Here is a 24,153-nt window from a genome sequence, read left to right on the forward strand (position 1 = left end):
AAAGGATACGCATGTCTCTCCGTTATATTCTTCTGGCTCTGACGGGCTGGACGCTGGTGTCGATGTCGGCCTTCGCCGCCGATCCCAAAATCAAACTGCTGATCATCGACGGTCAGAACAATCACAATTGGAAGGAATCGACGCCGCTGCTGAAGGAAATCTTCGAAAAAGCCGGCATTTTCGATGTCAGCATCGCGACGGCCCCGCCCGGAGATACCAAAGGTTTCGCCCCCAAGTTCAGCGATTACCAAGTAATCGTCTCCAACTACAACGGCAAAGACTGGCCGGCAGAAACGCAGAAAGCCTTCGAGGAATACGTCCGCAACGGCGGCGGCTTCGTCTCGGTTCACGCCGCGGATAATTCCTTCGGCGACTGGCCCGAGTACAACACCATGATCGGCGTCGGTGGTTGGGGCGGACGCAAACCCACCGAAGGGGCCTACCTCCGGATCAAGGGAAGCAACTTCGTTCGAGACACCGACAAGGGAGACCGCGTCGGCAGCCACGGCGCACAGCACGAATTCCTGATGACGACGCGCGCCGCCGAGCATCCCATTATGAAAGGCTTGCCGGAAAAATGGATGCACGGCAAAGACGAACTGTATGACCGGCTGCGAGGACCGGCCAAGAATGTGACGGTACTCGCCAGCGCTTTCTCGGAAAAATCCAAGGGCGGCAGCGGCGTGGACGAACCGCTTCTGATGGTGATCGATTACGGCAAAGGACGCGTCTTTCACACGGCATTAGGTCATGGAAAGGAAGCGATTCTTTGTGCGGGTTTCGCGACCACGTTGACGCGAGGGGCCGAATGGGTCGCTACCGGAAAAGTGACGCAGGAAGTTCCCACGAACTTCCCCACGGCTGAAAAATCAAGCAACTGGAAGTAAATCCAAACGACGGGATCGGTTAACTGACCCAAGTCCCGTCCACGATATTCCAATTCAGCAGTTCTTCAGGTTTAAACCAAAGAGAAATCTCCAGAGAGGCATTCTCGGCACTGTCGCTCCCGTGAATCAGATTGTTTTGCACGCTCAGGGCGAAATCCCCTCGAATCGTACCGGGGGGAGCTTTGGCCCCATCGGTCAGTCCCATCAGATTTCTGCAAACCTGCACGGCTTCACGTCCCTGCCAGACCATGGCCACTGTCGGGCCGGAGGTCAAAAATTCGAGCAGCGATTCATAGAACGGCTTACCCTTGTGCACGGCATAGTGCTTCTCGGCCAGAGCTCGATCCGCTTTGACAAACTTCAGGCCGATCAGTTGCAGGCCCTTCTGTTCAAAGCGAGCGGTGATCGAACCAATCAAACGGCGTTGAATGGCATCCGGCTTCAGTAGAATCAGCGTTTGCTGCATGGAGTGCTGCCCGTATCTTCGAGTTCAATAACAATTTAGGTTTAGTCAGTCTGTGGCGCCCCAAAGCGGACGTCCAGATGAGTTTTCCCATTTTTCACGGCTTCGCAAAAATATCGGATCGACTAGCGGGATTTCACCCGGTTTGATCCGAAATTCTCGAAACCTTCACATGACATATGAATTATGATTCATAATTTAAAAGTAAATGTTTTCCTAATTTACTTTTTATCGGAGCCAATCTCGTGCCTAAAACACGTAGAGGGTTTACCCTGATCGAACTTCTGGTGGTGATCGCGATCATTGCCATTCTCATCGGCCTTCTTTTGCCTGCAGTTCAGAAGGTCCGCGAAGCCGCCTCACGCATCAAATGCGCCAACAATTTGAAGCAGCTGGGCCTCGCGGTGATGAATTATGAAAGTGCCTTCAGTTATCTTCCTCCCTCCAGTATCAACAGCCCGGGCATTCCCGCGCCTTCTCAGATGTCGCAATTTCTGAAGGTCGGCACGACGGGCACTTCCTCGGCGAACTATGCCCAGACATCGTTTCTGACGATCATCCTCCCGTTCATCGAGCAGGGCAACATCCTGCAGCAGAACGGCATCAGCTACGATTTCCGTCAGGATTGGTATTCGGTCAACAATCAGGCGGCGGCCACCCACCGCATCCCGACCTTCGAATGCCCTTCGACTCCCACCACGCACCTGATTGACCCCGCTCTGCAGGCATCCACATACGGCAACTTGGTTTACGCCACTTCCGACTACATGGCCGTCAACCGCAGCAACAATCGCCCCGCCATTTGGCAGGCGATGGGTTTGAACTATCCCGGCAGCGTGCCTGTGGTATCCAGCGATAAAGGCATCAAGGGGGTGATGATCACCAACGATTTCAGCACCATCATGCAGATTACGGATGGCTTGAGCAACATGATCATGATTGGCGAAGCTGCTGGCCGTCCCGCTCAATACCTCAAGGGCAATAAGCTCGCGGTCACCCAGCCCACCTACATGAACGGGCCTTGGGCTTATTCGGGCAATGACATTGCAGTCGACGGATCCACCGGCGGGCCGAACTATACGACCCTGACAAACGCGGCCGACGTCCCCTCTTCCTGCCAGATCAACTGCAACAATCAGGGGGAGCTTTATGCCTTCCACACGGGTGGCTGCAACGTGGTCATGGGAGATGCTTCCGTCCGCTTCCTGCGGGATTCGATTTCGCTGGCCAATTTGCTGAAAATGTGCGCTCGCGGAGACGGCTATCCTGTCGAAATTGATTAATGTTCCATCTTAATATTAATTAAAATTCATTTAAAGCCGTGGTAGTACACCACGGCTTTGTTTTTTGTAGATGTTTGAAAAAATTTCTATGTAAATTCTCATCTTCACAAATTTCTCTTTTGAATCCCCTTTTCGTTCTGATATTAATTTTCTCTGATCCTCTCTCACTAATTTGTCATCTGTTTTTTTCCTCGGAGAACGTCAATGCGCTTGAATCGTAAAGGTTTTACGCTGATTGAGTTGCTGGTGGTGATAGCCATCATTGCAATCTTGATCGGTTTGCTGCTCCCCGCCGTACAAAAAGTACGCGATGCCGCAGCTCGGATGAAGTGCTCGAACAACTTGAAGCAATGTGCTCTCGCAGCCATGAACTACGAATCGGCTTATGGCCTGTTCCCCTGCATTAACGTCGACAAGACCGGTGCTACAGCTAACACAAATACTTCTCCGGGATACTACACCCCTTATTCGGATGGTGATGGTCCTGCCGGTGCGAAGACCTATTTCCCCATTGCTCCTCAACAGGGCAAGTACATTTCGCTCTGGGAAAATCTCTTCCCCTACCTCGAACAAGGCAACCTTTTCAACAGCCTGACACTGAACAACACGAACGCGACCACCGGTACTCAGTACGCCAACCTGTCTCCGGTTTTAGGGGCCGCTCCTGGGCAAACATCGGTTCCCAGTTTAATTTGCCCTTCGGATGTGGGTATTGCTCAACAACCTATCCAAGGTTATGTTCACACGGCTCAAGGTTCGACCGGACTTTACTTCGGGATCTGCAGCTACGGCGGTAACGGCGGTACGTATTCCGGCTATTATGCCTCGACCAACTTTGACGGCGTGTTCAACGTGAATAGCACGACCAAAATTGCAAGCATCACGGACGGAACCAGCAACACCTTCATGTTCATGGAACGCTACCACCTCGACCCCGTTTTCGATTCGATCTGCGGCTCTAAAGGTGACCTGACGATCAAAACTTACGGCGGTTGGGCTTGGACGAACATCTACGCCACGGAAGACCAACTGCTCAGCTGCCCCTGGCAACGAGTTACCAATGCTCCATTCGATAGCACCTATCTGAGCAGCAAGATCATCAACTGGACCATTCCTGCCGGCACTTCCGCCAGCTACAACGTTTGCGACGAACGACTGGCCGTTCCCGGTAGCGGTCACACCGGCGGCGCCAACTTCGCTTTCTGCGATGGTTCGGTGCGATTCATTCGCGACACCATCGCTCCTCAAATTCTGAACATCTACGCTGTGATTAACGACGGCTTGGTTAATCCATCTTTGGATTAATTTTGAAGTTGTGACGACTCCTTAGAATTTACTCTTGGCGGAATTAATAATTCCGCCTTTTTCATTGGATGACCCTGTTGGAGTAATAAATGACCTCATTGAATTGCTATACTCTTCGCGGCGCGGTTGCAGTCCTGGCGATCGCCATTATCGGATGCGGCCCGGATGGTCCGATCGGAAAAGTGACACCCGTGGAAGGCGTAATTAAACTGGATGATACGCCGCTCGTCGAAGTGACCATCCAATTCACACCTGTGGAGGGCGGCGGCAAGTTGATAGGCTCAACTGGTGTCACCGATGCCCAAGGTCATTTCGTGATGAAAACGGGCGACGGCCGCGACGGCGCTATCGTCGGAAAACAAAAAGTGACCGTGCGTTCCGAACGGGCCGATACACGCTCGGGCTATAAAGGTTCCCCCCGGTCCGTACCACCCAGATATAGCGCTACCGACGATAAAAACCCGCTGGGTACTATCGATGTGAGCGAAGGCAAGAAGACTTACGATTTCGATTTGAAGTCCAAATAGCAAAATCTGCTTCTCGCCCGACTATCTCTTCAATGCCGACTATTTGTCGGCATTGTTTACGTTGAAAGCCAATAGCCGGGGGGCCGGAGAGCTGGCCCGATCAATTCGGATAATGGCCCCGGCCTCACTGACCTTTCGCAACTTTCCAGCAGACGGGAAACTGAGAATCGCCGGTTCCTCGGAGACCCTTTCCTGGGACTCCAAAGCCACATACATGCGGAACTGCCGTTGCAGATAATTGCGATCCTGCGGCCGCAGAGCAAAGCTACCCTTCTGCATCATCACCGCGCTCAGATCTTCTGAATTCAGATTCGCCAAACCCCGGGCGAGTTCATCCAGAACGTGCGGTTCGCTCGGCCGAAGGCTCAGACACTTTCGAAAGCAGCGTACCGCTTCCTTGGGCCGATGGAGTTGCAGGGCGGCTCGTCCTAACGCGGACCAGAGCTTGGCCGCGGACGGATCCATCGCAATGGCCAGATTCAAATGGTTCCAGGCTCGTTTGGGTTGAGCTTCGCCGTCGGCCAGAATCGCCTGGCCCATGCGATAGTGCAGGTCGGGGCAGGTCGGTTCCAGTATCAGAGCGGCCGCCAGACAGCGACGGGCCGATTTCAATTCTTTTTGTTCGGTATGGATTTCCGCCAGCAGACGATAGCCAGCCACCCGACTGGCGGCCGATACTTCCGGCAGAGAAATGAAATGTTCCAGACACCGGCGGGCATCTCGAGTCTGGCCGGAATTCGCCAGACGCTCCGCGCGGTTCAATAGTTCGTCGGAGAACGAAAGAGATTCGTCCATAGTTGCGGCCTCCCTGCACATACCGGCCCGCCAATCCTTGGCAGCCTTGAACCTATCCTATACCTCTCGTCAACCTTTCTACAAGATCATCGGAAATAAGTTCAAAAGAATGTGTCAAAAAGACAAAAAACGATTTTCGCAATTTGCCCAGCTTCACCGACCGTCACAAACCGGGCCCAGCTTTCCGAGGTCGCATGCTGCAACCCTCCCAGCTTGTTGTCAGCATTTCAAACCCTAAGACTCCTAAGCTTTCCCTCAAGAAGTTCTTCCCGGATTGCCGAATTTTCCATAGGGGATGTACCGCTTCCAGGATGGAAGGTTGCCGATGTTCGTTACGCATTTTGGGCTGCGCCGTCGACCTTTCCGGACCACGCCGGATACCGATAGCTATTACCCGGCTACAACGCACGAAGTGGCACTCAACGATCTCGATCGGGCCATTCGCGAACAGGAACCGATCTGCCTGCTGCGCGGCCAGACGGGTATGGGCAAAACTTTACTCGCTCGACGACTCCTGGAACAGCAAGAAGACGAAAAGCTGCGCCGATTGCTTATCGCCAATTCGGTATTCACCGGCCGCAAGGATCTCCTTCAGACGATTCTGTTCGAACTCGGCCTGCCTTACCAGAACCTGAGCGAACAGGAAGCCCGCCTGAGCGTGACCGACGATTGTCTGAAGCATTTTCAAAAAGGTGGTCGGACGTTGATGGTGATCGATGAAGCCCATCACCTCAATACCGAATGCCTCGAAGAACTTCGACTCCTCGGGAATCTCGCGGCCAATCGCGGCGTGGCCCTGCAGATTCTGCTCGTCGCTTTACCGAGCGTCTGGAAGCGGATCGATCAGAACGGCATGGAATCCCTGCTGCAGCGATTGTCGGTTCGACCGGAGCTGCAGCCTCTGGATGAATCGGAATCGGTCGATTACATCGTGCACCAACTTCGCTGGGCGGGTGCGAAGAATCCCGATGCGCTGTTCGATGGCGAAACTCTGAATCTTTTTGCTCGGCAGGCCAGCGGCATCCCTCGCCTCCTGAGCCAGATGGCCGGTACCGCCCTGGAACTGGCCGCCGAGAACGGTCTCGACCATGTCGATTACGAAGCGGCCACCGAAGCACTGGCACTTCTGGGTCTGGACATTGAAGATCTGGCAAACCAGCCGGTGGCGCAGCCCGATACCTTGAAGCTCCATCAGGAACCGGAAGTCGCGGTTGAACCCGAAGCGCCGGCCGAAAAACCCATCGCGCCGCGCCGGCCGACCATCGTCGCCTTCGAAGAGACCGAAGACCCCGTGGAATCGGTGCCTTACCCGGCGGAGATGGGTGACTTACGCCACAATGGCAAGCGGGTAGTTTTTCCGCCCATCGTTATCACCGACACCTTTCCGCCCAAATACATCTACGACGGTGATGAATGGGTCAAGGACCCCGCCGCCCGTAGTGCCAGCTAAAGAACTTATCCCCCGAGTCGAAAATGAGTCGAACCTTTTTCGCTATCACCGATATGTCGCACGAACCAGCGACCGCTGAGGAGGCGATCGCTCCGATCGAGCCTATCAAGCTGCCCTTGCCCGCGAAAAGGGTTCCTCCGAAGGCGGTGGTGACTCCCGCTCCCAAGCCGATGCCTAAACCGAAACCGGAAGTCGTACCTCCAGTCGATCCCGATGATATGATCATCGACGATGGTTCGGTGCCGTTCATCGAAGTGGGCGGTCCACGCCCGGCTAGCTCGATACCGATCGTTCGCAAAATCGTCGCGCCCCAACCCCAACCTTCCCCCAGCGTGGTTGCGGAACCGGCGGCCAAAACCTACGAATACTCCCATAAACCGGTCAAATTGCTGAATGTTTCGTTCCAGCCGATGCCCGATCCAAAACTCTACAGCCCGGGCGGCACTCCGATCGCTTCCGATCTGGTCACTTTCCATCAGCCCGCTCACCCCGTGAGCATGCAGTATCGCCAACTGCAGAATCAAATCGCTTCGCAGCTTCCCAAAGTGGATCGCGCGATGATTCTGCTGACATCCGTGCGCGGCGGTTCCGGGGCTTCGACGGCGGCTTTGAACATCGCCATCAGTCGAACGTACGAACATAAAGGTCGCGTACTGCTACTCGATGCTAATCCCGGTCAGCCGACGTTGGCGAGCCGGATCGGCTGCGCCGACCAGCCAGGCCTGAGCGAGATTCTGATTTCGGAAACGCCGTTGGGGTTATCGATTCAGCCGACGGAGATGCCGAATTTGCATCTGCTGGCCTGGGGCCGGTCCGAAAAGCATCTCACCGATGCGCACTGGGCGAAACTTCCCACGATTGTCAGTCGCTTGATGCAGCGATTCGAATGGATCATTGTGGATGGGCCACATCGGCTGGAAAGCCTGAAGCGCTGGATTGCCTTAAGCGACGGGATCTACATGGTGGTCCGCCAAGACGAATGGGATAGCCCCCATGTAGACCAGGCCCACGATGCGATTCGCAACAGCGGCGGCAAGCTCCGCGGTTGCCTGATGACGGCTGCTTAAATTTTAGTTGATAAATACTACAGAAATTTATTTTCGAACGTTGGAGCCGCCTCCTCTGACGAGTTTCAGGGCATTTTCCTTGGTTTTTCAGACAATACCAATAAATTCTATTTTAAATTTTGCGCGAAGTTAATATAAAAAATCCTTAAGCATTTCTGCTCCTTGAGGATTATTTATGCGCTCTCCCCGCTCTCCGAAGGCATTTACGTTAATTGAGTTACTGGTGGTCATCGCGATAATCGCGATTCTCATTGGCTTGTTGCTCCCCGCCGTCCAAAAAGTACGGGAGGCAGCCGCCCGTATGAAATGCTCGAACAATCTGAAACAATACGGATTGGCGATGCATAATTTTCACGATGCTCAGGGCTCCCTGCCTCCGGCCTCGTTCACCACTCCGGTCCGGACGAGCTGGCTTCCCTACATTTGGCCGTATCTGGAAATGGGAAATGTGGCGGCCAAGTACGATTTCACGCAACCGTTTTACGCGTCGCCAAATACGATCGTCAGCACACTGAATGGACCGTATGCCGCCACCTCGCCGGTTTATTATTGCCCGAGCGATCGTGGGTCGGCCTGTTATGCCCAGGGGGATATCTATTGGCGGGCGCGAGGCAACTACGTGGTCAACTGGGGACCGATCCGCCAGCCGAGTCCTACCCCGGTGCCCTCTTTCAGCGCTCCGTTCGGCTACACCGATCACGTTAGCCGATCCCAGCCGCTGAAGACGAAATTCACCAGCATTACCGATGGACTATCCAACACGCTACTGATGTCCGAACAGATCATTCATACCGTGGATAACCAAGCCGATTGGCGGGGGGACTTCCTGAATGATGATGAACAGACCGGTAAATTCATGACGATCAACTTGCCGAATGGCGGGATCGATGAGGTGAAATCCTCGGCCTATTGCTTCAATCAGCCGGCACAGGGTCTGCCCTGTACCTCGTCCGCCAATGGTCAGGTGGCGGCTCGAAGTCGTCACACGGGTGGGGTGAATGTCGTGCTGTGCGATGGTTCTGTGCAGTTCATCCGGAATTCCATCGATCTGCAGGTATGGCAGGGCATGAGTACCATGAACGGTGGCGAAATCGTATCTCCCAATTGATCCTTTCGATAAAAATTATCGCCCAATATTTCCTTCTCGAACCCAACTCCCCGGAAGTGCGCCGATATGAAGTTTTTGACAGGATATTCTTTCGCGTTTCTCGCTTTAGCGACTCTCGCGTGCGGTTGTTCGAACGAGCCTGGAACGCTGGAAGTCAAAGGAAAAGTGACTCTCGACTCTCAGGCTATTCCGGAAGGTCGCATCCGATTCTCGCCGACGGACGGTGGTAAGGCTCCGGCCGAGGGTCTTATCAACTACGGAAGCTATTCGTTCCGCGTTCTGCCAGGAAAGTACAAGGTGGAAATTACCAGTCCGAAACCGAAGATCGACCCGAAAGTCAAAAAGGTCGGACCGGGAAATGATGAAGTCGTGGAGACGATCCCCACCAAGTACAATTACAATACGGAACTTGCGGTGGAAATCGGCTCCGGAAAGTTGGAGCACAATTTCGATTTAAAATCGAAGTAAATCAGATCGCTTGCAAAGCTCGACGAATATTCGTCATTCGTCGAGCCAATTTTCACTTCTTCTGCGATCCGTCCAAATCCTTCAAAGTCAGACTGATGTTACATTTCTCCTCGGTATCGGCGAGGATCTTCTTCGCCAGTACCTGATTGACCGGCGCTAAAACACTGAAGTGACTGACTCGAGGCACCAGGAGGAACTGGATCTGCGAATTCTTGCTGAGCTTCGACAGGACATTCAAGGCCGTTCCATTGCCCTGCACGGCTCCTTCGATCACAAAAGTGGGCTTTTGAATCCCGGCCAGCCAGAGGCTGGGCGCTCGCAAATCAAATTCCTTGGTATTGACCGGACTAACCGGGGGTGCAAACTCAGGCGGATAACCTCGGGTATCGGCCGCCGGTCCGAACGAGAAGACCGCCCGGAACTTGTCGGTATATTCGGAAACCAGCAGCACCAGCGTCCCTCCGGTGCTGTGGCCGCCGAGATAAATCCGATTTGGATCGACGTATTCGATCTTCGCGAGATAATCGTAGGCGGCGACGACATCATCCACTTCGCCGTAAAACCCCTCTCGATAGCCAGGATTTTTGTTCCCGCCTCGCAGCGAAGGAAACATCATGACGATTCCGGCTTTGCGGTACTGTCCGGCCGTCTGATCATCATTCGCCGGTTGGGCTTTCCAGACATCGCCGATGGTGTTGCAATCGCCGCCGGTGATCCAGATGATCGCCGGGTGCTTTTTACCATCCTTGGGATCGGGGGTCAGGTAGGCCGCCAGATTGCCGACCGCCGCGGGGTATTCAATTTGCTGAAAATCCTTCGGCGGCGGCGCCTCAACGGGTTCATTCGACTTTTCCTGCCGCACTAATTGCGTTTTGAAGTCGCGCCGAGCCTCCGCCAACGACTTCGGAGGCGCGGTATTGCCGGGGTTCGGGGCGGCGGCTGCGGGGTTTGGGCCCGGGTCTTTCGAGTTGCAGCCGGCCAGCAACGAAGCGGCCAACCCGACGACCAACAGATATCGGGGCATGGAGAGGTACTCTTTTTGAGGTAACAGTCTGGAAGTCGTAAATAGGGCGAATCCGAACCGATTCTACTCGCTCGGGTAGAGCGGTGTCGACAGATATCTTTCACCGAGGTCAGGCAGTACAACCACGATCATCTTGCCGGCATTCTCCGGCCGCTTCGCCACTTGCACCGCGGCGTGAGCCGCCGCCCCGCAACTGATGCCGCAGAGCATGCCTTCTTCTTTGGCCAGTCGCCGGGCCATCTCGAAAGATTCATCATCGGTCACCTGGAAGACTTCATCCAGAATGCTGATGTTGAGGTTGCCGGGAATGAAACCGGCCCCGATCCCCTGAATCCGGTGGGGAGCCGGTTTCAATTCCTGACCGGCCATTTTCTGGGTGATGACCGGGCTGCTGACCGGTTCGACGGCGATGGCCTTGACGGAGGGCTTGCGAGCCTTCAGCACTTCCGCGCACCCGGTAATGGTGCCCCCGGTGCCGACGCCGCAGACCAGAATGTCGACCTTGCCGCCGGAGTCTTTCCAAATCTCTTCCGCAGTCGTTTTGCGGTGAATTTCCGGGTTGGCGGGATTCTTAAACTGTTGGGGGATGAAGGCTTTCGGCTCGCCGCCCATTTCGTTGAAAAGTCGTTCGGCCTCGGCCACCGCACCGCTCATCCCTCGTTCGCGGGGCGTCAGTACCAGTTCGGCTCCGAAGGCCTTCAGGAGCCGACGGCGTTCGAGCGACATGCTTTCGGGCATCGTTACCATTAATTTGTAGCCGCGAGCGGCACAGGTAAAGGCGAGACCGATCCCGGTGTTGCCCGAGGTCGGTTCGATAATGACCGTGCCCGGCTGGATCTTGCCGCGCTTCTCGGCATCGTCGATCATGGCTACACCGATGCGGTCTTTGACGGACCATAGGGGATTGAAGTTTTCGAGCTTGGCGACCACCGTCGCCTTGGCATCCCCGACTACCCGCCGCAGCTTGATCAGCGGCGTATTTCCTACACATTGGGTAATATCATCGTAAATTCGCCCGCGGGAGAAGGTGGCATCAGCCATGGAAAATCCTTTATGACTAGTCGAGCCTGCATATTTTCTAGTGGCTAAAGATTATCAAAAAAGTGATAAAAAGTGAACAGCAAATCAAATTCTGATTCTTGAATGTCAAGTCGGGGGCAATTCTTGGGGAGTTAGTGGTTGAGACGAATCGGTGATGTAGCGATCGTAGTTCTCGGTCGGTTCGACCGTCGGATCGTAATCGTGGAGGGTGTAACCCTGATCGAAGACTTGTTGTAGAGTACCGTTGTTCCAGAAGCTGGAATAGAGGTAAGCATCATCCGGGCGTGTTGAATTGGAAGAGAAGTCCCCGTCCGCGTATAGCCAATAGACACAGATGGCGAAAAGCAATCCGCCGATCAGCCAGGCCCAGAAGGTGGTTTCGTCGACCATGATCCAAGCATGGCACAGGATGGGAAGGGAGGCAAGAAGGCCGTCAAGAACTAGCATTAACGGGTAGAATAGGACTGACGATATGATAATTTCCCGCAACCGCCCTCGAAAGTTCGAGTAAAGCGTTCTCAAAGCGTTGGAAAGACCGCATTCTTTGAGCAGCGCTCCAATCGGATATCTGGCGGGTCAATTCCACTTGCTGGCTGGCCTCGGAATAACCGCCATTCAAATTTTCCCGCAGCCACTTTTTGGCATCTCGTGGCGCATCTTCCGCATTCGGCGGGAGTTCAATACCCAACTTAAGTAGAGAAAATTGTGCGGCGGAGGCGATCAGAAAGGATTCATATTCCTGAAGTAAAAATACGACTGCGAACGAAAATTTTTCTCCCGCGGCGGCTTGCTTCGCCCGCTCGGCTAATAAACGGGCTACCGTGACTTGACAGAAAGGAGCTTTTTCAAACTTTTTGTGATCCCCATCCAGAACGAGCAGTATTGCCCCCAAGTCGGTCTGTTTTGCAGCCGTCTTCAGATAGCGCAAGAATTTTTCGCCATTATTCGCGGCAAGATTTTCCAGGCCTCCCACTCGAAAAGCATTGCTGTCAACAAATAACGCGTGTCGATACTCTTCGGGCAAATTCGTTTGCCGATTCCCAACAAGAGCGGGCATGGACGTAGCTTCGCTATATCCCTCGCAAAATATAACCAATCGTTTCATGGGCTCAGGGGCTGTTTGTAGCCAAATCGGCAACTCGTGCGGCATCCACCGTAAGCAACTCGCCAGGAATAAGCAATTTTTCTTTAAGAGATTCAAACTGCTCGGGTGCTAGCTTTCCAATCCGGGTTTCCTGATTCACGATCTCGACAACTCGAATCTGTTCAGGCTCGAAATAATCCAAAAGTTGCGGACTATGAGTCGTTATGATGATTTGTCCTCGACCACGACCCACATGGTTTTGGAATTCGTTGGCTAGCCCCTGCAGAGCGCTTGGATGAATCCCCATTTCGGGATGCTCGAAAATCAAAACATCTTTGGAGGGATTCTGATAGACCGCTAGCAAATGGGCTAAATAGCGGCGATATCCTTCGGATTCTTGAGCAACATCCTGGAAAATTTCATTTTCGTGATCACGGTAACCCACCACTAGTAGTGATCTTTTTTCACTTTGATCAATTTTCAAAGAAGTCGAATTGGGATTAATCAGCCGCATGGTGCCCTTTATTGAATCCCAAGCATATGGCTCGCTGGAATTTTCATAAATGGTACGAGCTGTATCCTGATAATTTACGCCACGATCAACGAATCCAGCCTCCGGAATCTGTCGCGAAGGCACATTCGTCTGCTCTAGGACGTTTCCCGGGAAATCATAACAGCCGATCTGTTGTGTCAGATACTTAAAAGCAAAAGTGCTCGCTCTAAGTTCAGTATGATTTCCAAGTTCTAAGCGAGGTTTGTTACTATTTTCAAAAATGAAATCGCCATTTTGTTGGAGTGCTTCGCTCAATATTGAAATCCCGCTTCCTTCAGATTTCAAAACCAAATAGTAGTTCTGTTCTCCTTTCAGTCGGGGGATAGTGTAACTTACGTCGATTGACTGCTCGAGAGGCTGAGTGCCGTTTTGCTTATTCTGAAAATTCCTACCCGGTCGATTGGCCACATCCGAAATAAAAGAAAGGTTTCGCGACTGGAGAGTCTGTCGCAGCGCCCGAATCGCCTTCACGAAGTTGCTCTTCCCCGTGCCACTTCGGCCGATCAGGACCGTCAGCGGCTCGAGTTCCACAGTTACATCGTGCAGACTGCGAAAATTCTGAATCCGAATCTTGCGAATCATGTAGCAAATCCCCTATTCCCTTATTTTGCCGTACTTTAAGCCCTCTGTCACTACCATTTCCCAACGGGACTAACTAAAGTCCTGCCTTTCACCATCGCCCTGCACCCGCCTGGGTCTTAAACTGACGGATATGGCCAAAGGAAATATCGTGATCGATCTGACTAAACTCCGAAACATCGGCATTATCGCGCACATCGATGCCGGTAAGACCACCACCTCGGAGCACCTGCTCTACTACGCCGGCGTAAAGCACAAGCTCGGCGCCGTCGATTCCGGCAATACGGAAACCGATTACGACCCCGAAGAGCAGGAACGGGGCATCACCATCTACAGCGCCTGCATTCCCTTCACCTGGAAAGGGTACACGATCAACTTGATCGATACCCCTGGCCACGTCGATTTCACGGCCGAGGTCGAGCGCAGCCTGCGCGTGCTGGACGGGGCCATCTGCGTGTTCGATGCCCAAAAAGGGGTAGAAGCGCAGTCGGAAACCGTCTGGCGGCAGGCCAACAAATACGGCGTTCCCCGGCTGGTTTTCATCAACAAAATGGACGTGGTAGGGGCCAACTTCGAAAAAGCCGTCGGCGAAGTGCGCGAACGACTCGAAGGGAATCCCGTTCCCATTTCGATTCCCATGGGTGCGGGCAGCAGCAAGGATAGTCACGATCCATTCAAAGGGATCATCGATCTGCTGCAAATGAAAGCGCTCTATTTCGAAGCAGCGGAACTCGGTAAATCGATGCGCGAGGCGGAAATCCCCGCCGAGTATCTGGAAGACGCGAAGAAATACCGCGAACAGATGTTCGATGCCCTGACGGCCCACGACGAAAAAGACCTGATCACCTCCGCCGTGCTCGAAAGTCACGACGCCGATCTGAACAAAATCCGCGAGCTGATTAGGGAACTGACGATCAAAGGAACCATCCACCCTGTGATGTGCGGCTCGGGTCGCGAGCATATTGGCATTCAACCGCTTTTGGATGGTATCTGCTTCTATCTTCCCAGTCCGCTGGATCGGCCGCCGGTCGCCGGCACCAATCCCAAAAAGGATGGGAAAGAGGAAAAGCGGAAACCCGATCCCAAGGAACCTTTCGCGGGTCTGGTCTTCAAATTCATCGGCTCCGATCATGGCGGGTTATTCTTCATCCGCATCTATTCCGGAACGCTCAAACCCAATAGCCGGGTGCTCAATCCGGGTCGCGATTCCAAGGAAGTCATCGGCAAAATCTTCCATGTGCACGCCGACCCGAAAGCGGAACGGGAAGATCTGCCCGAGGCCTACGCCGGGGATATTGTCGCCACCATTGGCCTGAAAGAAGCCGTCACTGGCGATACCCTCTGCGAAACGCAGCACCCGATTCTTCTGGAAAAAATCGTTTTTGCCGAGGCCGTGGTCAGCCAGTCGATCGAACCCGACTCGAACGCCGATAAAGACAAGATGATCGAATGTCTGAAGATGCTGGAGCGTGAAGACCCAACTTTCATCTGTCAGCTGAACAAAGAGACCGGGCAGCTGACCATGAGCGGCATGGGCACCCTGCACCTGGAAGTGAAGCGGCATCGCCTGGAACGGGATTTCCGTTTGAAAGTGCGCGTGCGGCCGCCGCGCGTCAGCTATCGGGAGACAATTCGCAACAACAAGACGGTCACCGGGGAATGCGTGCGCCAGGCAGGCGCCTCGCAGCTGTTCGCTAAACTGACCGTCAGCTTCGAATCCCGAGTTGGAAAAGAACCGACCGGGATTACCAACAAACTCAAGCCGAACGATCTGCCCGCTCCATTGATGGCGGCCGCAGAACGGGGTTTGAAGAGTGCGCTCCAGTCGGGGGAACTCGGGTTTCCATTGCTGAACGTGCATGGCACGATCATCAGTGCTCAAATGGATCAGGAAACTTCCAATGAAGTCGCTTTCGAAGCAGCGGCGGCCGATGCCGTGGCCCGGGCTCTGAAGGATAACATCATCCTGATGGAGCCGATCATGAAGCTGAACGTAACGGTACCCGATGAGTTCATGGGCAACGTCATCGGCGACCTGATGAGCCGGCGCGCGGAAATCGATCGGCAGGATTCGAACGGGCGAATTTCCATTATCGATGCCCGGGTACCCCTGGCGAAGATGTTCGACTATGCGGACAAGGTTCGCAGCCTGACGCAAGGCCGGGCGGGCAGCACCATGGAGCCGTTCAGCTATGCGGCCGCTCCAGACGAAGTGCTGCGCTCCTTCATCGATCCGGAATATTAGACCAGGCCTTCGTACATCTCCGGCCGACGCCAGTTGACGCGGTCGATTTCGTACTCGCCGACGCAGTGAACCACTTTTTTGCGGCGGGCAGCTTCCGGGTCGATATCGGCGATGATCATCGCCTCCCGATCGTGCTCGGCAAAGGCAAGAAACTCCCCGTTGAAATCGGTAATCGAACTGTAGCCGATGTAGTGGAAGCCGGTTTCGTTGCCGATGCGATTCACGGCCATGTAGTAAATGTGATTTTCGAACGCCCGCACCCGAGCCACCAGTGTGGCATTCTTGATCGCCTTATCGGCCCAATTCGTCGGCTGCAGCACCAAATCCGCGCCCTTCAAAGTCATCAAGCGGACCGATTCGGGAAAGCTGTTGTCGAAGCAGATGCCGATGCCGATCTTCAAGCCGCCCAGGTCGTAGACTTCAAACGGCCGGTCACCTTTATCCAGAAAGCGATCGATGCCGATACAGGGCATGTGAATTTTGCGGAAGCCCGCCACCAGTCCTTTCGGTCCGACGATGGCCGCCGCGTTGAACAATTTGTCACCCGCAGACTCGATGAGCCCAAACACAACAAAAGTGTCGGTTTCCTGGCAAACCTGGGTCATCGCTTGCGTAGCCGGGCCGGGCAGAGGCTCAGCCACTTCTTTCGCGGCGACCCGATCCGTCAAGCCATAGCCCGTCAAAGCACATTCGGGAAAGACGATCAGCCGGGCGCCTTGCGCGGCGGCCTGTCGAACCTGGGCAATCATGAAATCCAGATTCGCCTGCTTGGCCCCGAGTTGGCAATCGAACTGTACGCCCGCGATTCGCCAGATGGACATGAAAGGCTCCAATATCAGAGAGTAATATCTCAACCGCTGCTATTGTCGATCCTTCAGACCGAATCTTCAATGGCTCTGTGTCGCTCGGGCGCTGGCATATTGAGGTCTTCCGCCTTATAATGCCGGTCTTCGGACTATGCCCGAACTGTTGAGTTTCGAAGAATTTATTGAGGTTTACGATGGAATATGTTTATCCGGTGATCACCGGTTTGCTGGGTTTGGTAATTGGCGTCGTGGTTGCAGGCATCAAGAAAAAATCCCCTTTTGCCAATAAGCAGCAGGAAGAACTGGGTTTAAAAGTTGCCACCAAGGCCAGTAGCGATCTCGAATTCGCCCGGCGGCTCGATGCCTTATTTTTGCCACCGCCGCCCCCAAAACCGAGCGGAGAACCGGTCAGGCTCCTCGGCTTATTGCAACGGGAAGCTCGATTGATCGATTTTCTCATGGAACCCATTGGAGCCTACACGGACGATCAAATCGGAGCCTCGGTACGGGATATTCACGCCAAAGCAGGCGCAGTGATTCGCAAGCATCTGACACTGGATCCCGTTCTGCCGCAAACCGAAGGGGATAAAGTCACGGTGCCCAGCGGCTTCGATCCGAGTGCCATTCGGTTAGTGGGCAATGTAGGAGGAAAACCCCCCTTCACCGGCACACTGCAGCACGCCGGCTGGAAGGTGAAGAAGATCGATCTGCCCAAACCGGCCGATGGAGTCGATGAATTCGTGTTGATGCCGGCCGAGGTGGAGATGTAATAGATCCATGCGGATTGAAGCAACCGATCGAAGAGCCTTTTCTCGTAAAGATTACATCGCCCTGGTAATCATCTGCCTGGTACTTGCCGGTCTGTTGCTTCCGAAGCTGCTGAGAATAAAAGATTACTCTGAACGAACTCAATCGAAGAACAATCTGAAATCAATTTTACTGGCGGTATGCAGTTACGAAGCCGCCTACAGCAAACTCCCTCCTTTGATGGGGGGCGGTTCCACCAGTAATTCTCCCACTCAAGACTTTCACATTGCGGGCGGTTCGCTTCGAGAATCTAAAATCGTTGGTCCTCTGCACATTATGATTCTGCCGTACTTGGAAGATAGTCCGCTTTATGCGAGTATGGCTACTCACGACGCGAGCGGTTTGACCATCCCCTCCACCATTTTCGATGGGAAGCCGGCCTTTCAATACGTCATTAAATCCTATGTCAACCCGTTGGATCCCAGCCAAAAGCTGGGACTGGATGAAAAAGGGCGTGGGGTCTGCAGCTATGCCGCCAACGCGCAACTGTTCGCCAGCACGAACAAATCGGGATTAATAACCGAAGAATTAACCGGCAACAGCAATCAGTTTGATCGCGGCTTAGCTCTCGATAAAATTCCGGATGGTAGTTCGCACACGATTGCCTTTTCGGAAAAATTCGGCAGCTGCGGCAACGGCGGAAGCCTCTGGTCCGCGGGGATATTGGAAAAGGACAAGATCTACAAAGAGGTCCCCGCCAACACCGCGAAAGACTACAGCTCCAAGATCTCTAATGAATCTAAAGACGACAGATACTACTGGCCCGTCTTTGGTCTAGGCGGAGGTGCCAGTTTACCTCCCGCAGTTTATGGTGCCAACCCGGCCTCCAATCCCGCTAGCCGCGTAATCTTTCAAGTACAGCCCGATTTTCAAATGCATCAAGGCTTCAATGATCAGATCAACAAGCAGGGATGTGATGCTTTCCGAGCGAATAGTACTGGTTCAAGTCAAATTATTGTCGGCATGGCGGACGGTTCCGTTCTTTCTCTTCGGATCGATATCGATCCTCAAATCTGGTTCTATGCGATCTATCCCGACGACGGGACGAATTGGCAACCGGAGAGTCTTGCACCTTGATCCGGCTTGGATTTCGATTTTTCGAAAAATCGAATTTTACCCTTGAGTCCTCCGGCGGGACTTGGGAATCTGAGATAAGCTTTCGTGGAAATCCATCATAGCATATCGCCCGCCAGGTAGTTAGGGACTATGAGTTCAAAATTTCTTGTCGGCGCCATCGTCCTGGGAATCTGGGGAGCGGCGGCCATCCTCTGGGTGCTGAAATCGGATAAACCCGCGCCGAACGCTCTGGTGGCCACCCAACCAGAAGAAGTCGTAGCGACCCCGGAGCCGGTGGTTGTCGAGCCGATTCAAATCAAAGTCGTCAATTACAAAAAGGCCGAAAAAGCCAAGGGAAACGGTTCCAAGAAGACGGGAATCCGGCCCCCCAAAATTGTGAACTTCGATATGAAGGTCATCAATACTTCGTTAGAACCGCAAACGATAAGCGTCATGACGGAAGGGTTCTTCGAGCAGTGGCAAACCAATAATCCCGAAGTGTGGATTTTGAGCAGCCAGTTCTCGGCCGACAAAGCGTTGACCAAGACCCTGAAGCCCGGCGAAGCTTATGAGAAGGAGATCCAGCTGGTGGTACCCTACTACGATCCGCAGAAGGACCGCAAAGAGATCGTCTTCAAGCTCGGCTTCACCTCGATCGGCGGCAGCAAAACCTACTGGAGTAACGACATTAAGTTTCCGCTGGAAGAACCCGTTAAACGTTCCAAGTAAAATCGAGTTCGCCCTTACTTAAGCCCAGAAAATCCCAATGACACTACTATTCGCTTCAATTCTCGCTTGCGGTCTGTTTACTTTCGACGAACCCGCCCGGGCGGAGGTCAAGGAACCCAAGATTCGGGACGAAATTCTCTCGCGCGCCAAGAAGGAGCAGGAACTCCGTTTCAAGCTCATTAAAGTAGGCGGCTTGAAGCCGAGCCCCGAGGAAATTAAATCCTTGCAGGAAGTGGATACCGATAACCGAACCTGGATGAAAAATCTGATCGAGAAGCAGGGCTGGCCGGGGAAAACTTTAGTAGGTGAGGAAGCCGCGCATATGGCCTGGTTGATGGTTCAGCACGCCGACCCCGATTTGCCGTTCCAGAAGAAATGCCTGGAGTTATTGAAGGCCGCCGTGAAACAAGGGGAGGCAACCGGAGCCGATCTCGCCTATCTCACGGATCGAGTGCTGGCCGCGGAGGGAAAGAAACAGCTCTACGGCACTCAATTGCAGCAGAAAGAGGGCAAGTTCATCCCGAAGCCCGTGGAAGATGAAGCGAATCTGGATGCCCGCCGAAAAGAGCTCGGCCTGCAGCCGATGGCCGAGTATCTGGAAGTGGCCACGAAGATGTTCAAGTTGAATGACAAGCCGGCCAAGAAGTGATTGGCATGTTTCACTCCAATTCCGACGCAGCTTTAATGGCCCATTAGCGACGCATCGTTAGATGCGTCCGCTTTACGTATCGTTGTTCGCGGCGACTGTGATTTAACGCATCTGCGATGCGTCGCTAACGAATATCTCCTATTTCCCGCCCAGCGACCACAGAAAGTGCTGGCTGCGGACAATCAGGGCTCCATTGGAAATCGCCGGGGTGGCCATCACGAAATCGTCGAGCGGATTCACCGCCAGCAATTCAAATTCTTTGCCCGCTTTCACCACCCGAATCTCCCCCTGTTCCGAACAGAAATAAAGCCGGCCATCGGCCGCCACCGGGGAGGCGGTGTAACTGATGCCTCCCATCCGCTCCTTATACATTTCTTTACCGGTCGCCGCTTCATAGCACGCCAGCACACCCGAGTTGGAACAGGTGTAGAAATAATCCTTGTAGAGAATCGGCGTGGGCATGTACGGCCCGCCGCGCATCTTGCTCCAGATAATCGAGGCATTGGTTTCCTCTTTATCCTTCAATGAAATATCGCCGGCAGCGCCCGCTTTGATCGCGATAATCGGCTGGATCGGTCGATTGCCACTGCTGATATAAACCACATCTTTTCCGACCACCGGCGCCGGGATGGTCGCCTCCGATTTCTTGGCCAGACGCCAGAGTTCCGCACCCGTTTTGGGATCGTAGGCCCGGGCAAACTGCGAAGCGTTGGTGACGATTTCGGTACGCTGGGAATTCTTCCAGATCACGGGGGAACTCCAGGACGGGATTTCATCGCGCGGCGTCGACCAGACCTTGGAACCATCTTCCAGACTGAATCCCGCTATGAACGAATCATGACTCAAATCGCATTGCAGAATGCATAAGTTGTCGTGGATTACCGGAGAATTGGCGAACCCCCATTCGTATTCCTGATCGAGGGAGAAACTGGAATCGAGCGTACTGAGATCGCGCTTCCAGAGGAGTTTGCCCTCGAAGTTGTAACAGTACAAACCTTCGGAGCCGAAGCAGGCCACGATATGGTTACCATCCACGGCCGGGGTGCAGTTAGCCTGACTACCCTTCAGATGGCGCTTGATCTTGGGAACCCCTTCGTAGGCCGTGCGGGTCCAGAGAATTTCGCCACTATCCCGATCGAGACAGAGGACCTGCCAGGTATGTTTCGACACGTCGTTGACAGAAGCGACATCGCCATAATTTCCAACGCGAATCTTGGGATCGGTCTGACCGCTACTGACGGCCGTGGTAACGAAGACCCGATTGCCCCAAACGACTGGGCAGGAATGTCCCAGGCCCGGTATTGGTGTCTTCCAACGAACGTTCTCCCCCTTCTTGACATCCCAGGTGATCGGTGGGCTTTGCGTATCGGCCAGCCCCGTGCCGCTGGGTCCACGGAAGGAGGGCCAATTGAGAGCCGTGCTCACTTTAGCGGAGCCAACGGCCGGCGCTGGAGTCGCTTTCACCGTGGGAGCCTTGAAGCGATAGAGGTCGTAGGCCGCCGTGAAGTTGCGCATGGTGACTTTGGTAACTTCGCCATCCTTCAATTCAAAAGTGTAACTGGAGGTGGGCACGCCCAACGGCTGAAAAGTGTTATTTCCGATCGGTTTGAGATAGCCGTTGGAGGCCGTCAAACCGGCCTCTTTCGCGGCGAAACTGATCTTGAAGCCTGCTTCGCTTTCGTACGTGCCCGCCAATTTTTCAAAAGCTTTTCGATCCGCTTCGGAAGCCGCCGGTAACGGCTTGGCTCCCGCTTTGGTCAGAATTTCTTTCAGTTCCTTATCGGTTCCCGTCGAAGCGCTAAACAGGCAGGCATCGAGAGTTTCCTGGCTCGGTTTGGTTAGAGCAAGAATGGCTTCCAGCATTTTCAGATTGCCGAAAACCGAAGCCGTGCGAAAAGCCGCGTCTGTATCCTTGGCGCCCGATTTGATGAGAAATTCGGCCGCTTTCAGATGTCGCCCGGAAACCGCGGAACTCAGTGGAGTCTGATACCAGATCAGATCCCGACTGTTGACATCGGCGCCGCGCTTGACCAGTAACTCGATAACTTCCTGATTGCCTTTCCCGGCGGCAATCCAAAGAGCAGAGACGCCGTACTCGTTAACGGCGTTGACATCAACCCCTTTATCGAGTGCTGCCTGAATTTCTTTGAGCTTGTTACTTCGGACAGCGGCCCAGAGAGCTTCGCGCTGCGGATCCGCCGCCGAAAGCGACATACAGATCCCTAATAAACTCAGTAGACTCAAAAGAGGAATTCGATGCTTCATTGTCTGGGTTCCTGAATGGGCAAAACCAGAGCCGGTAGCTGGTAACTTATTCGGGTAATCGCTCGGCCCCGGCTTTCATTTGAATTGTAAAGAAACGAAATGCAAACGAATTCCTATTTTCAAATTGGGAGGGAAGGCGACCATGGATTATGAATTCATCGCGATCCCCGATGCGGAAATTCCTCGGGCTAGGGAGCCGATCTTTCAACATCTTGTCAACAGTTACGTGAGTGAAGCCAACAAAACCGTGAGCATGTGGCGCGCCGTGCCCGATGATCTACTCGAGTACAAACCGCACGAAAAAACCAACAGCATCCGCACTATTCTGGTGCATCAGCTACTTTCGGAACGGCGCTTTTTCAATCAATTTGTCGGCACGCGGGAGCCTGCCGTGGAAGAACTGCTCCCGGCGGGAGAAAAGCCCCTCGTACAGGCCTATCTCGAAAAATATCTCTGGCTGGTCCGGAATCGACTGCCGCAGTTAGCGGCCGGAACTTCAGAGTGGTGGCTGGAGAATCGTCCTTTTTTTGGCGGCCTGGAGCGCGAAAGGATATGGATCTTCTGGCGGCGGGTTCTGCACACCTGCCATCATCGAACGCAGGTGCAAAGCTGGCTACGCCTCGCCGGTCAGCACGTCCCGGCGATATACGGCCCTTCAGGCGATGTGAAATGGGCAGAGGCCGATCCGACTTATTCTCTGGAAGCGGCCAAAAGAGGGGGCTAATCGGGTTGAGCGGATTCAGTTTCCGGCCGACTCATCGAATTTCGCCACCAGCTTATTTGGGGCCGTTAGTCGCCAGGCCTCGATCAGAAGATCCTTCAGATCCTCGCGATGAACTCCGGCGAGTTTTACCAGCATCCAGGGATAATCGCGATAGTGATCGGTGATGAAGAAAATGCCCGGCTGCGCAGTCATTTGCATTTCGCGTTCTTCGGGATCGATTTTCACCACCAGACAGTCTAAATCCTGGTGAAGGCGAACGAACAGCTTGCCTTTCACCTTGAAAGCGGGCGTGCCATAAGAAGTGCCTTCCTCAATCTCCGGAAGGCCAGTGACCAATTCCTGAACGTCCGACCAGGTGAGAATGGAATTCGATTTTTTGCGAGAGCGGGCCATGGCGACATTCCGGGTACAAAAAAACCCAGGCACTCGGCCTGGGTTTTCGGAAACGGATTTCTCTCAATCGCTCTTGCGCGACAGTTGACTCAGTTCCATCAGTCGGGCCTTCATGGCTTCCAGTCGCTTGCTGAACAGCGTGGTGTCGGCCAGCGAGTTCGCGTAGCTGGTACCCAGGTATTCGCGTTCGAGCCGGGCCGCGTTCAGGATATCTTCCTGTTCTTTATTCAGTTTTCGCAGACCGTTGCCATCGGCATCGTAGATCTTGTCATTTTCGATCTTCAGATCGGCAATCAGCTTGCTGATGTCTTCTTTGACCTTCTTGATCTGCTCGGTCGTACTGGCAATCAAAGCGGCATAAGTGGCCAGACTCTGCAGGGGTTCATTACCCTTGTAGGCAATCGCCGGTCGGCCTGTCGGCTGGTCGATCTTCATCAGACCCGTCGAGGGATCTTCGACGAATTTCTGGAAGGGCAGGGCCACCGGTTGCCCCTTGTATTTACCAGTGCGGACCATTTCGATCTGGTCGCGGTAGAAATCGCGTCGCAGCGGTCGGGTCGCCTCCTGATCGCTGACCTGGCTTTGATTGATCACCCATAGCGAGTAGGCTTTGTTGTTGGCTTCGCCCAGCCCCTTGTACTGTTCCTGCATCTTCTCGATCTGGCCGACGACTTCCTTGTTCGCGCCCGCTTCGGCCGGAGTAAACCAGTCGATACGCTGGGTGTAGACCGCCACTGCCCACATCAGGAAGGCGATGGCCATGCCCGTGTTGAGAACGATCAGCCATTTTGCCGTTTTGGTCGTGTTCATAGAGTTCCCTTCCGGGTATTTCGTCTCAACTTCCT

25 protein-coding genes are annotated in these 24,153 nt (G+C 53.9%); 14 read left to right on the top strand and 11 right to left on the bottom strand.

All coding sequences use genetic code 11. The annotated features are described in order from the left end of the window. Positions 1-11 precede the first annotated feature (11 nt). Positions 12-887: a ThuA domain-containing protein gene (locus KIH39_RS19655; RefSeq protein WP_213494925.1), complete on the top strand. Its 876-nt coding sequence runs from the start codon at positions 12-14 to the stop codon at positions 885-887. 19 nt (positions 888-906) lie between these two features. Here the strand turns inward: KIH39_RS19655 and ndk are convergent, their stop codons facing one another. Next, on the bottom strand, positions 907-1,353 hold the full coding sequence (ndk, locus tag KIH39_RS19660) for a nucleoside-diphosphate kinase (protein ID WP_213494926.1): 447 nt from the start codon (positions 1,351-1,353) through the stop codon (positions 907-909). 242 nt (positions 1,354-1,595) lie between these two features. Between ndk and KIH39_RS19665 the strand changes: the two genes are divergently transcribed. From KIH39_RS19665 to KIH39_RS19675, 3 genes are all read left to right on the top strand, one after another. Then, positions 1,596-2,633, top strand: a complete 1,038-nt coding sequence (locus KIH39_RS19665; protein WP_246539354.1) for a DUF1559 domain-containing protein — start codon at positions 1,596-1,598, stop codon at positions 2,631-2,633. Between the two features lie 204 nt (positions 2,634-2,837). After that, on the top strand, positions 2,838-3,938 hold the full coding sequence (locus tag KIH39_RS19670) for a DUF1559 domain-containing protein (RefSeq protein WP_213494927.1): 1,101 nt from the start codon (positions 2,838-2,840) through the stop codon (positions 3,936-3,938). A gap of 89 nt (positions 3,939-4,027) precedes the next feature. After that, positions 4,028-4,465, top strand: a complete 438-nt coding sequence (locus KIH39_RS19675) for a hypothetical protein (protein WP_213494928.1) — start codon at positions 4,028-4,030, stop codon at positions 4,463-4,465. 39 nt (positions 4,466-4,504) lie between these two features. On the opposite strand, the gene KIH39_RS19680 is transcribed toward KIH39_RS19675, so the two are convergent. Next, positions 4,505-5,260, bottom strand: coding sequence for a tetratricopeptide repeat protein (locus KIH39_RS19680; RefSeq protein ID WP_213494929.1), 756 nt, complete (start codon positions 5,258-5,260; stop codon positions 4,505-4,507). Positions 5,261-5,585: 325 nt separating this feature from the next. Between KIH39_RS19680 and KIH39_RS19685 the strand changes: the two genes are divergently transcribed. The 4 genes from KIH39_RS19685 to KIH39_RS19700 all read left to right on the top strand — a co-directional run bounded on the left by KIH39_RS19685 (position 5,586) and on the right by KIH39_RS19700 (position 9,353). Beyond that, positions 5,586-6,710 (top strand): ExeA family protein, encoded by a 1,125-nt coding sequence (locus KIH39_RS19685; RefSeq protein ID WP_213494930.1) that lies wholly within the window; start codon positions 5,586-5,588, stop codon positions 6,708-6,710. Positions 6,711-6,733: 23 nt separating this feature from the next. After that, complete coding sequence (locus KIH39_RS19690; protein ID WP_213494931.1) at positions 6,734-7,777, top strand: cellulose synthase operon protein YhjQ/BcsQ; 1,044 nt, start codon at positions 6,734-6,736, stop codon at positions 7,775-7,777. Between the two features lie 175 nt (positions 7,778-7,952). Beyond that, positions 7,953-8,885, top strand: a complete 933-nt coding sequence (locus tag KIH39_RS19695) for a DUF1559 domain-containing protein (RefSeq protein ID WP_213494932.1) — start codon at positions 7,953-7,955, stop codon at positions 8,883-8,885. 66 nt (positions 8,886-8,951) lie between these two features. After that, positions 8,952-9,353, top strand: a complete 402-nt coding sequence (locus tag KIH39_RS19700) for a hypothetical protein (protein ID WP_213494933.1) — start codon at positions 8,952-8,954, stop codon at positions 9,351-9,353. A 52-nt stretch (positions 9,354-9,405) separates the two neighbouring features. On the opposite strand, the gene KIH39_RS19705 is transcribed toward KIH39_RS19700, so the two are convergent. The 5 genes from KIH39_RS19705 to KIH39_RS19725 all read right to left on the bottom strand — a co-directional run bounded on the left by KIH39_RS19705 (position 9,406) and on the right by KIH39_RS19725 (position 13,637). Beyond that, the gene (locus tag KIH39_RS19705; RefSeq protein ID WP_213494934.1) at positions 9,406-10,377 is read right to left on the bottom strand and encodes an alpha/beta hydrolase family protein; all 972 of its coding nucleotides are present in this window, start codon (positions 10,375-10,377) and stop codon (positions 9,406-9,408) included. A gap of 63 nt (positions 10,378-10,440) precedes the next feature. Further along, positions 10,441-11,418, bottom strand: coding sequence for a cysteine synthase A (gene cysK, locus KIH39_RS19710; protein ID WP_213494935.1), 978 nt, complete (start codon positions 11,416-11,418; stop codon positions 10,441-10,443). 105 nt (positions 11,419-11,523) lie between these two features. Next, positions 11,524-11,808, bottom strand: a complete 285-nt coding sequence (locus KIH39_RS19715) for a hypothetical protein (protein WP_213494936.1) — start codon at positions 11,806-11,808, stop codon at positions 11,524-11,526. Between the two features lie 43 nt (positions 11,809-11,851). Next, positions 11,852-12,475 (bottom strand): DUF4276 family protein, encoded by a 624-nt coding sequence (locus tag KIH39_RS19720; protein ID WP_213494937.1) that lies wholly within the window; start codon positions 12,473-12,475, stop codon positions 11,852-11,854. Between the two features lie 52 nt (positions 12,476-12,527). Beyond that, entirely contained in the window at positions 12,528-13,637 is a 1,110-nt protein-coding gene (locus tag KIH39_RS19725; RefSeq protein WP_261352928.1) for an AAA family ATPase, read from the bottom strand. A gap of 148 nt (positions 13,638-13,785) precedes the next feature. Between KIH39_RS19725 and fusA the strand changes: the two genes are divergently transcribed. After that, positions 13,786-15,879: an elongation factor G gene (fusA, locus tag KIH39_RS19730; protein ID WP_246539355.1), complete on the top strand. Its 2,094-nt coding sequence runs from the start codon at positions 13,786-13,788 to the stop codon at positions 15,877-15,879. On the opposite strand, the gene KIH39_RS19735 is transcribed toward fusA, so the two are convergent. Continuing rightward, on the bottom strand, positions 15,876-16,700 hold the full coding sequence (locus KIH39_RS19735; RefSeq protein ID WP_213494940.1) for a carbon-nitrogen hydrolase family protein: 825 nt from the start codon (positions 16,698-16,700) through the stop codon (positions 15,876-15,878). The genes fusA and KIH39_RS19735 overlap by 4 nt on opposite strands. Before the next feature lie 179 nt (positions 16,701-16,879). Between KIH39_RS19735 and KIH39_RS19740 the strand changes: the two genes are divergently transcribed. The 4 genes from KIH39_RS19740 (at position 16,880) to KIH39_RS19755 (ending at position 19,926) form a co-directional block, all read left to right on the top strand. Beyond that, the gene (locus KIH39_RS19740) at positions 16,880-17,455 is read left to right on the top strand and encodes a DUF2760 domain-containing protein (protein ID WP_213494941.1); all 576 of its coding nucleotides are present in this window, start codon (positions 16,880-16,882) and stop codon (positions 17,453-17,455) included. A gap of 7 nt (positions 17,456-17,462) precedes the next feature. Continuing rightward, the gene (locus KIH39_RS19745) at positions 17,463-18,569 is read left to right on the top strand and encodes a DUF1559 family PulG-like putative transporter (RefSeq protein ID WP_213494942.1); all 1,107 of its coding nucleotides are present in this window, start codon (positions 17,463-17,465) and stop codon (positions 18,567-18,569) included. Positions 18,570-18,698: 129 nt separating this feature from the next. After that, positions 18,699-19,277: a hypothetical protein gene (locus tag KIH39_RS19750; protein ID WP_213494943.1), complete on the top strand. Its 579-nt coding sequence runs from the start codon at positions 18,699-18,701 to the stop codon at positions 19,275-19,277. A 37-nt stretch (positions 19,278-19,314) separates the two neighbouring features. Continuing rightward, positions 19,315-19,926, top strand: a complete 612-nt coding sequence (locus KIH39_RS19755) for a DUF6624 domain-containing protein (RefSeq protein WP_213494944.1) — start codon at positions 19,315-19,317, stop codon at positions 19,924-19,926. Between the two features lie 138 nt (positions 19,927-20,064). Here KIH39_RS19755 and KIH39_RS19760 read toward each other — a convergent pair whose 3' ends face one another. Further along, positions 20,065-22,191, bottom strand: coding sequence for an outer membrane protein assembly factor BamB family protein (locus KIH39_RS19760; protein ID WP_213494945.1), 2,127 nt, complete (start codon positions 22,189-22,191; stop codon positions 20,065-20,067). Positions 22,192-22,333: 142 nt separating this feature from the next. Here KIH39_RS19760 and KIH39_RS19765 point away from each other — a divergent pair, with 142 nt between their 5' ends. Next, a complete protein-coding gene (locus tag KIH39_RS19765) occupies positions 22,334-22,915 on the top strand; it encodes a DinB family protein (RefSeq protein ID WP_213494946.1) in 582 nt (193 codons plus the stop codon). Positions 22,916-22,930: 15 nt separating this feature from the next. On the opposite strand, the gene KIH39_RS19770 is transcribed toward KIH39_RS19765, so the two are convergent. Together KIH39_RS19770 and KIH39_RS19775 are read right to left on the bottom strand one after the other, a co-directional pair. Further along, positions 22,931-23,308 (bottom strand): MmcQ/YjbR family DNA-binding protein, encoded by a 378-nt coding sequence (locus KIH39_RS19770; protein WP_213494947.1) that lies wholly within the window; start codon positions 23,306-23,308, stop codon positions 22,931-22,933. 63 nt (positions 23,309-23,371) lie between these two features. After that, complete coding sequence (locus KIH39_RS19775) at positions 23,372-24,118, bottom strand: hypothetical protein (RefSeq protein ID WP_213494948.1); 747 nt, start codon at positions 24,116-24,118, stop codon at positions 23,372-23,374. Between the last annotated feature and the right edge of the window lie 35 nt (positions 24,119-24,153).

The sequence above is a fragment of the Telmatocola sphagniphila genome (assembly GCF_018398935.1).
GTDB lineage: Bacteria > Planctomycetota > Planctomycetia > Gemmatales > Gemmataceae > Telmatocola > Telmatocola sphagniphila.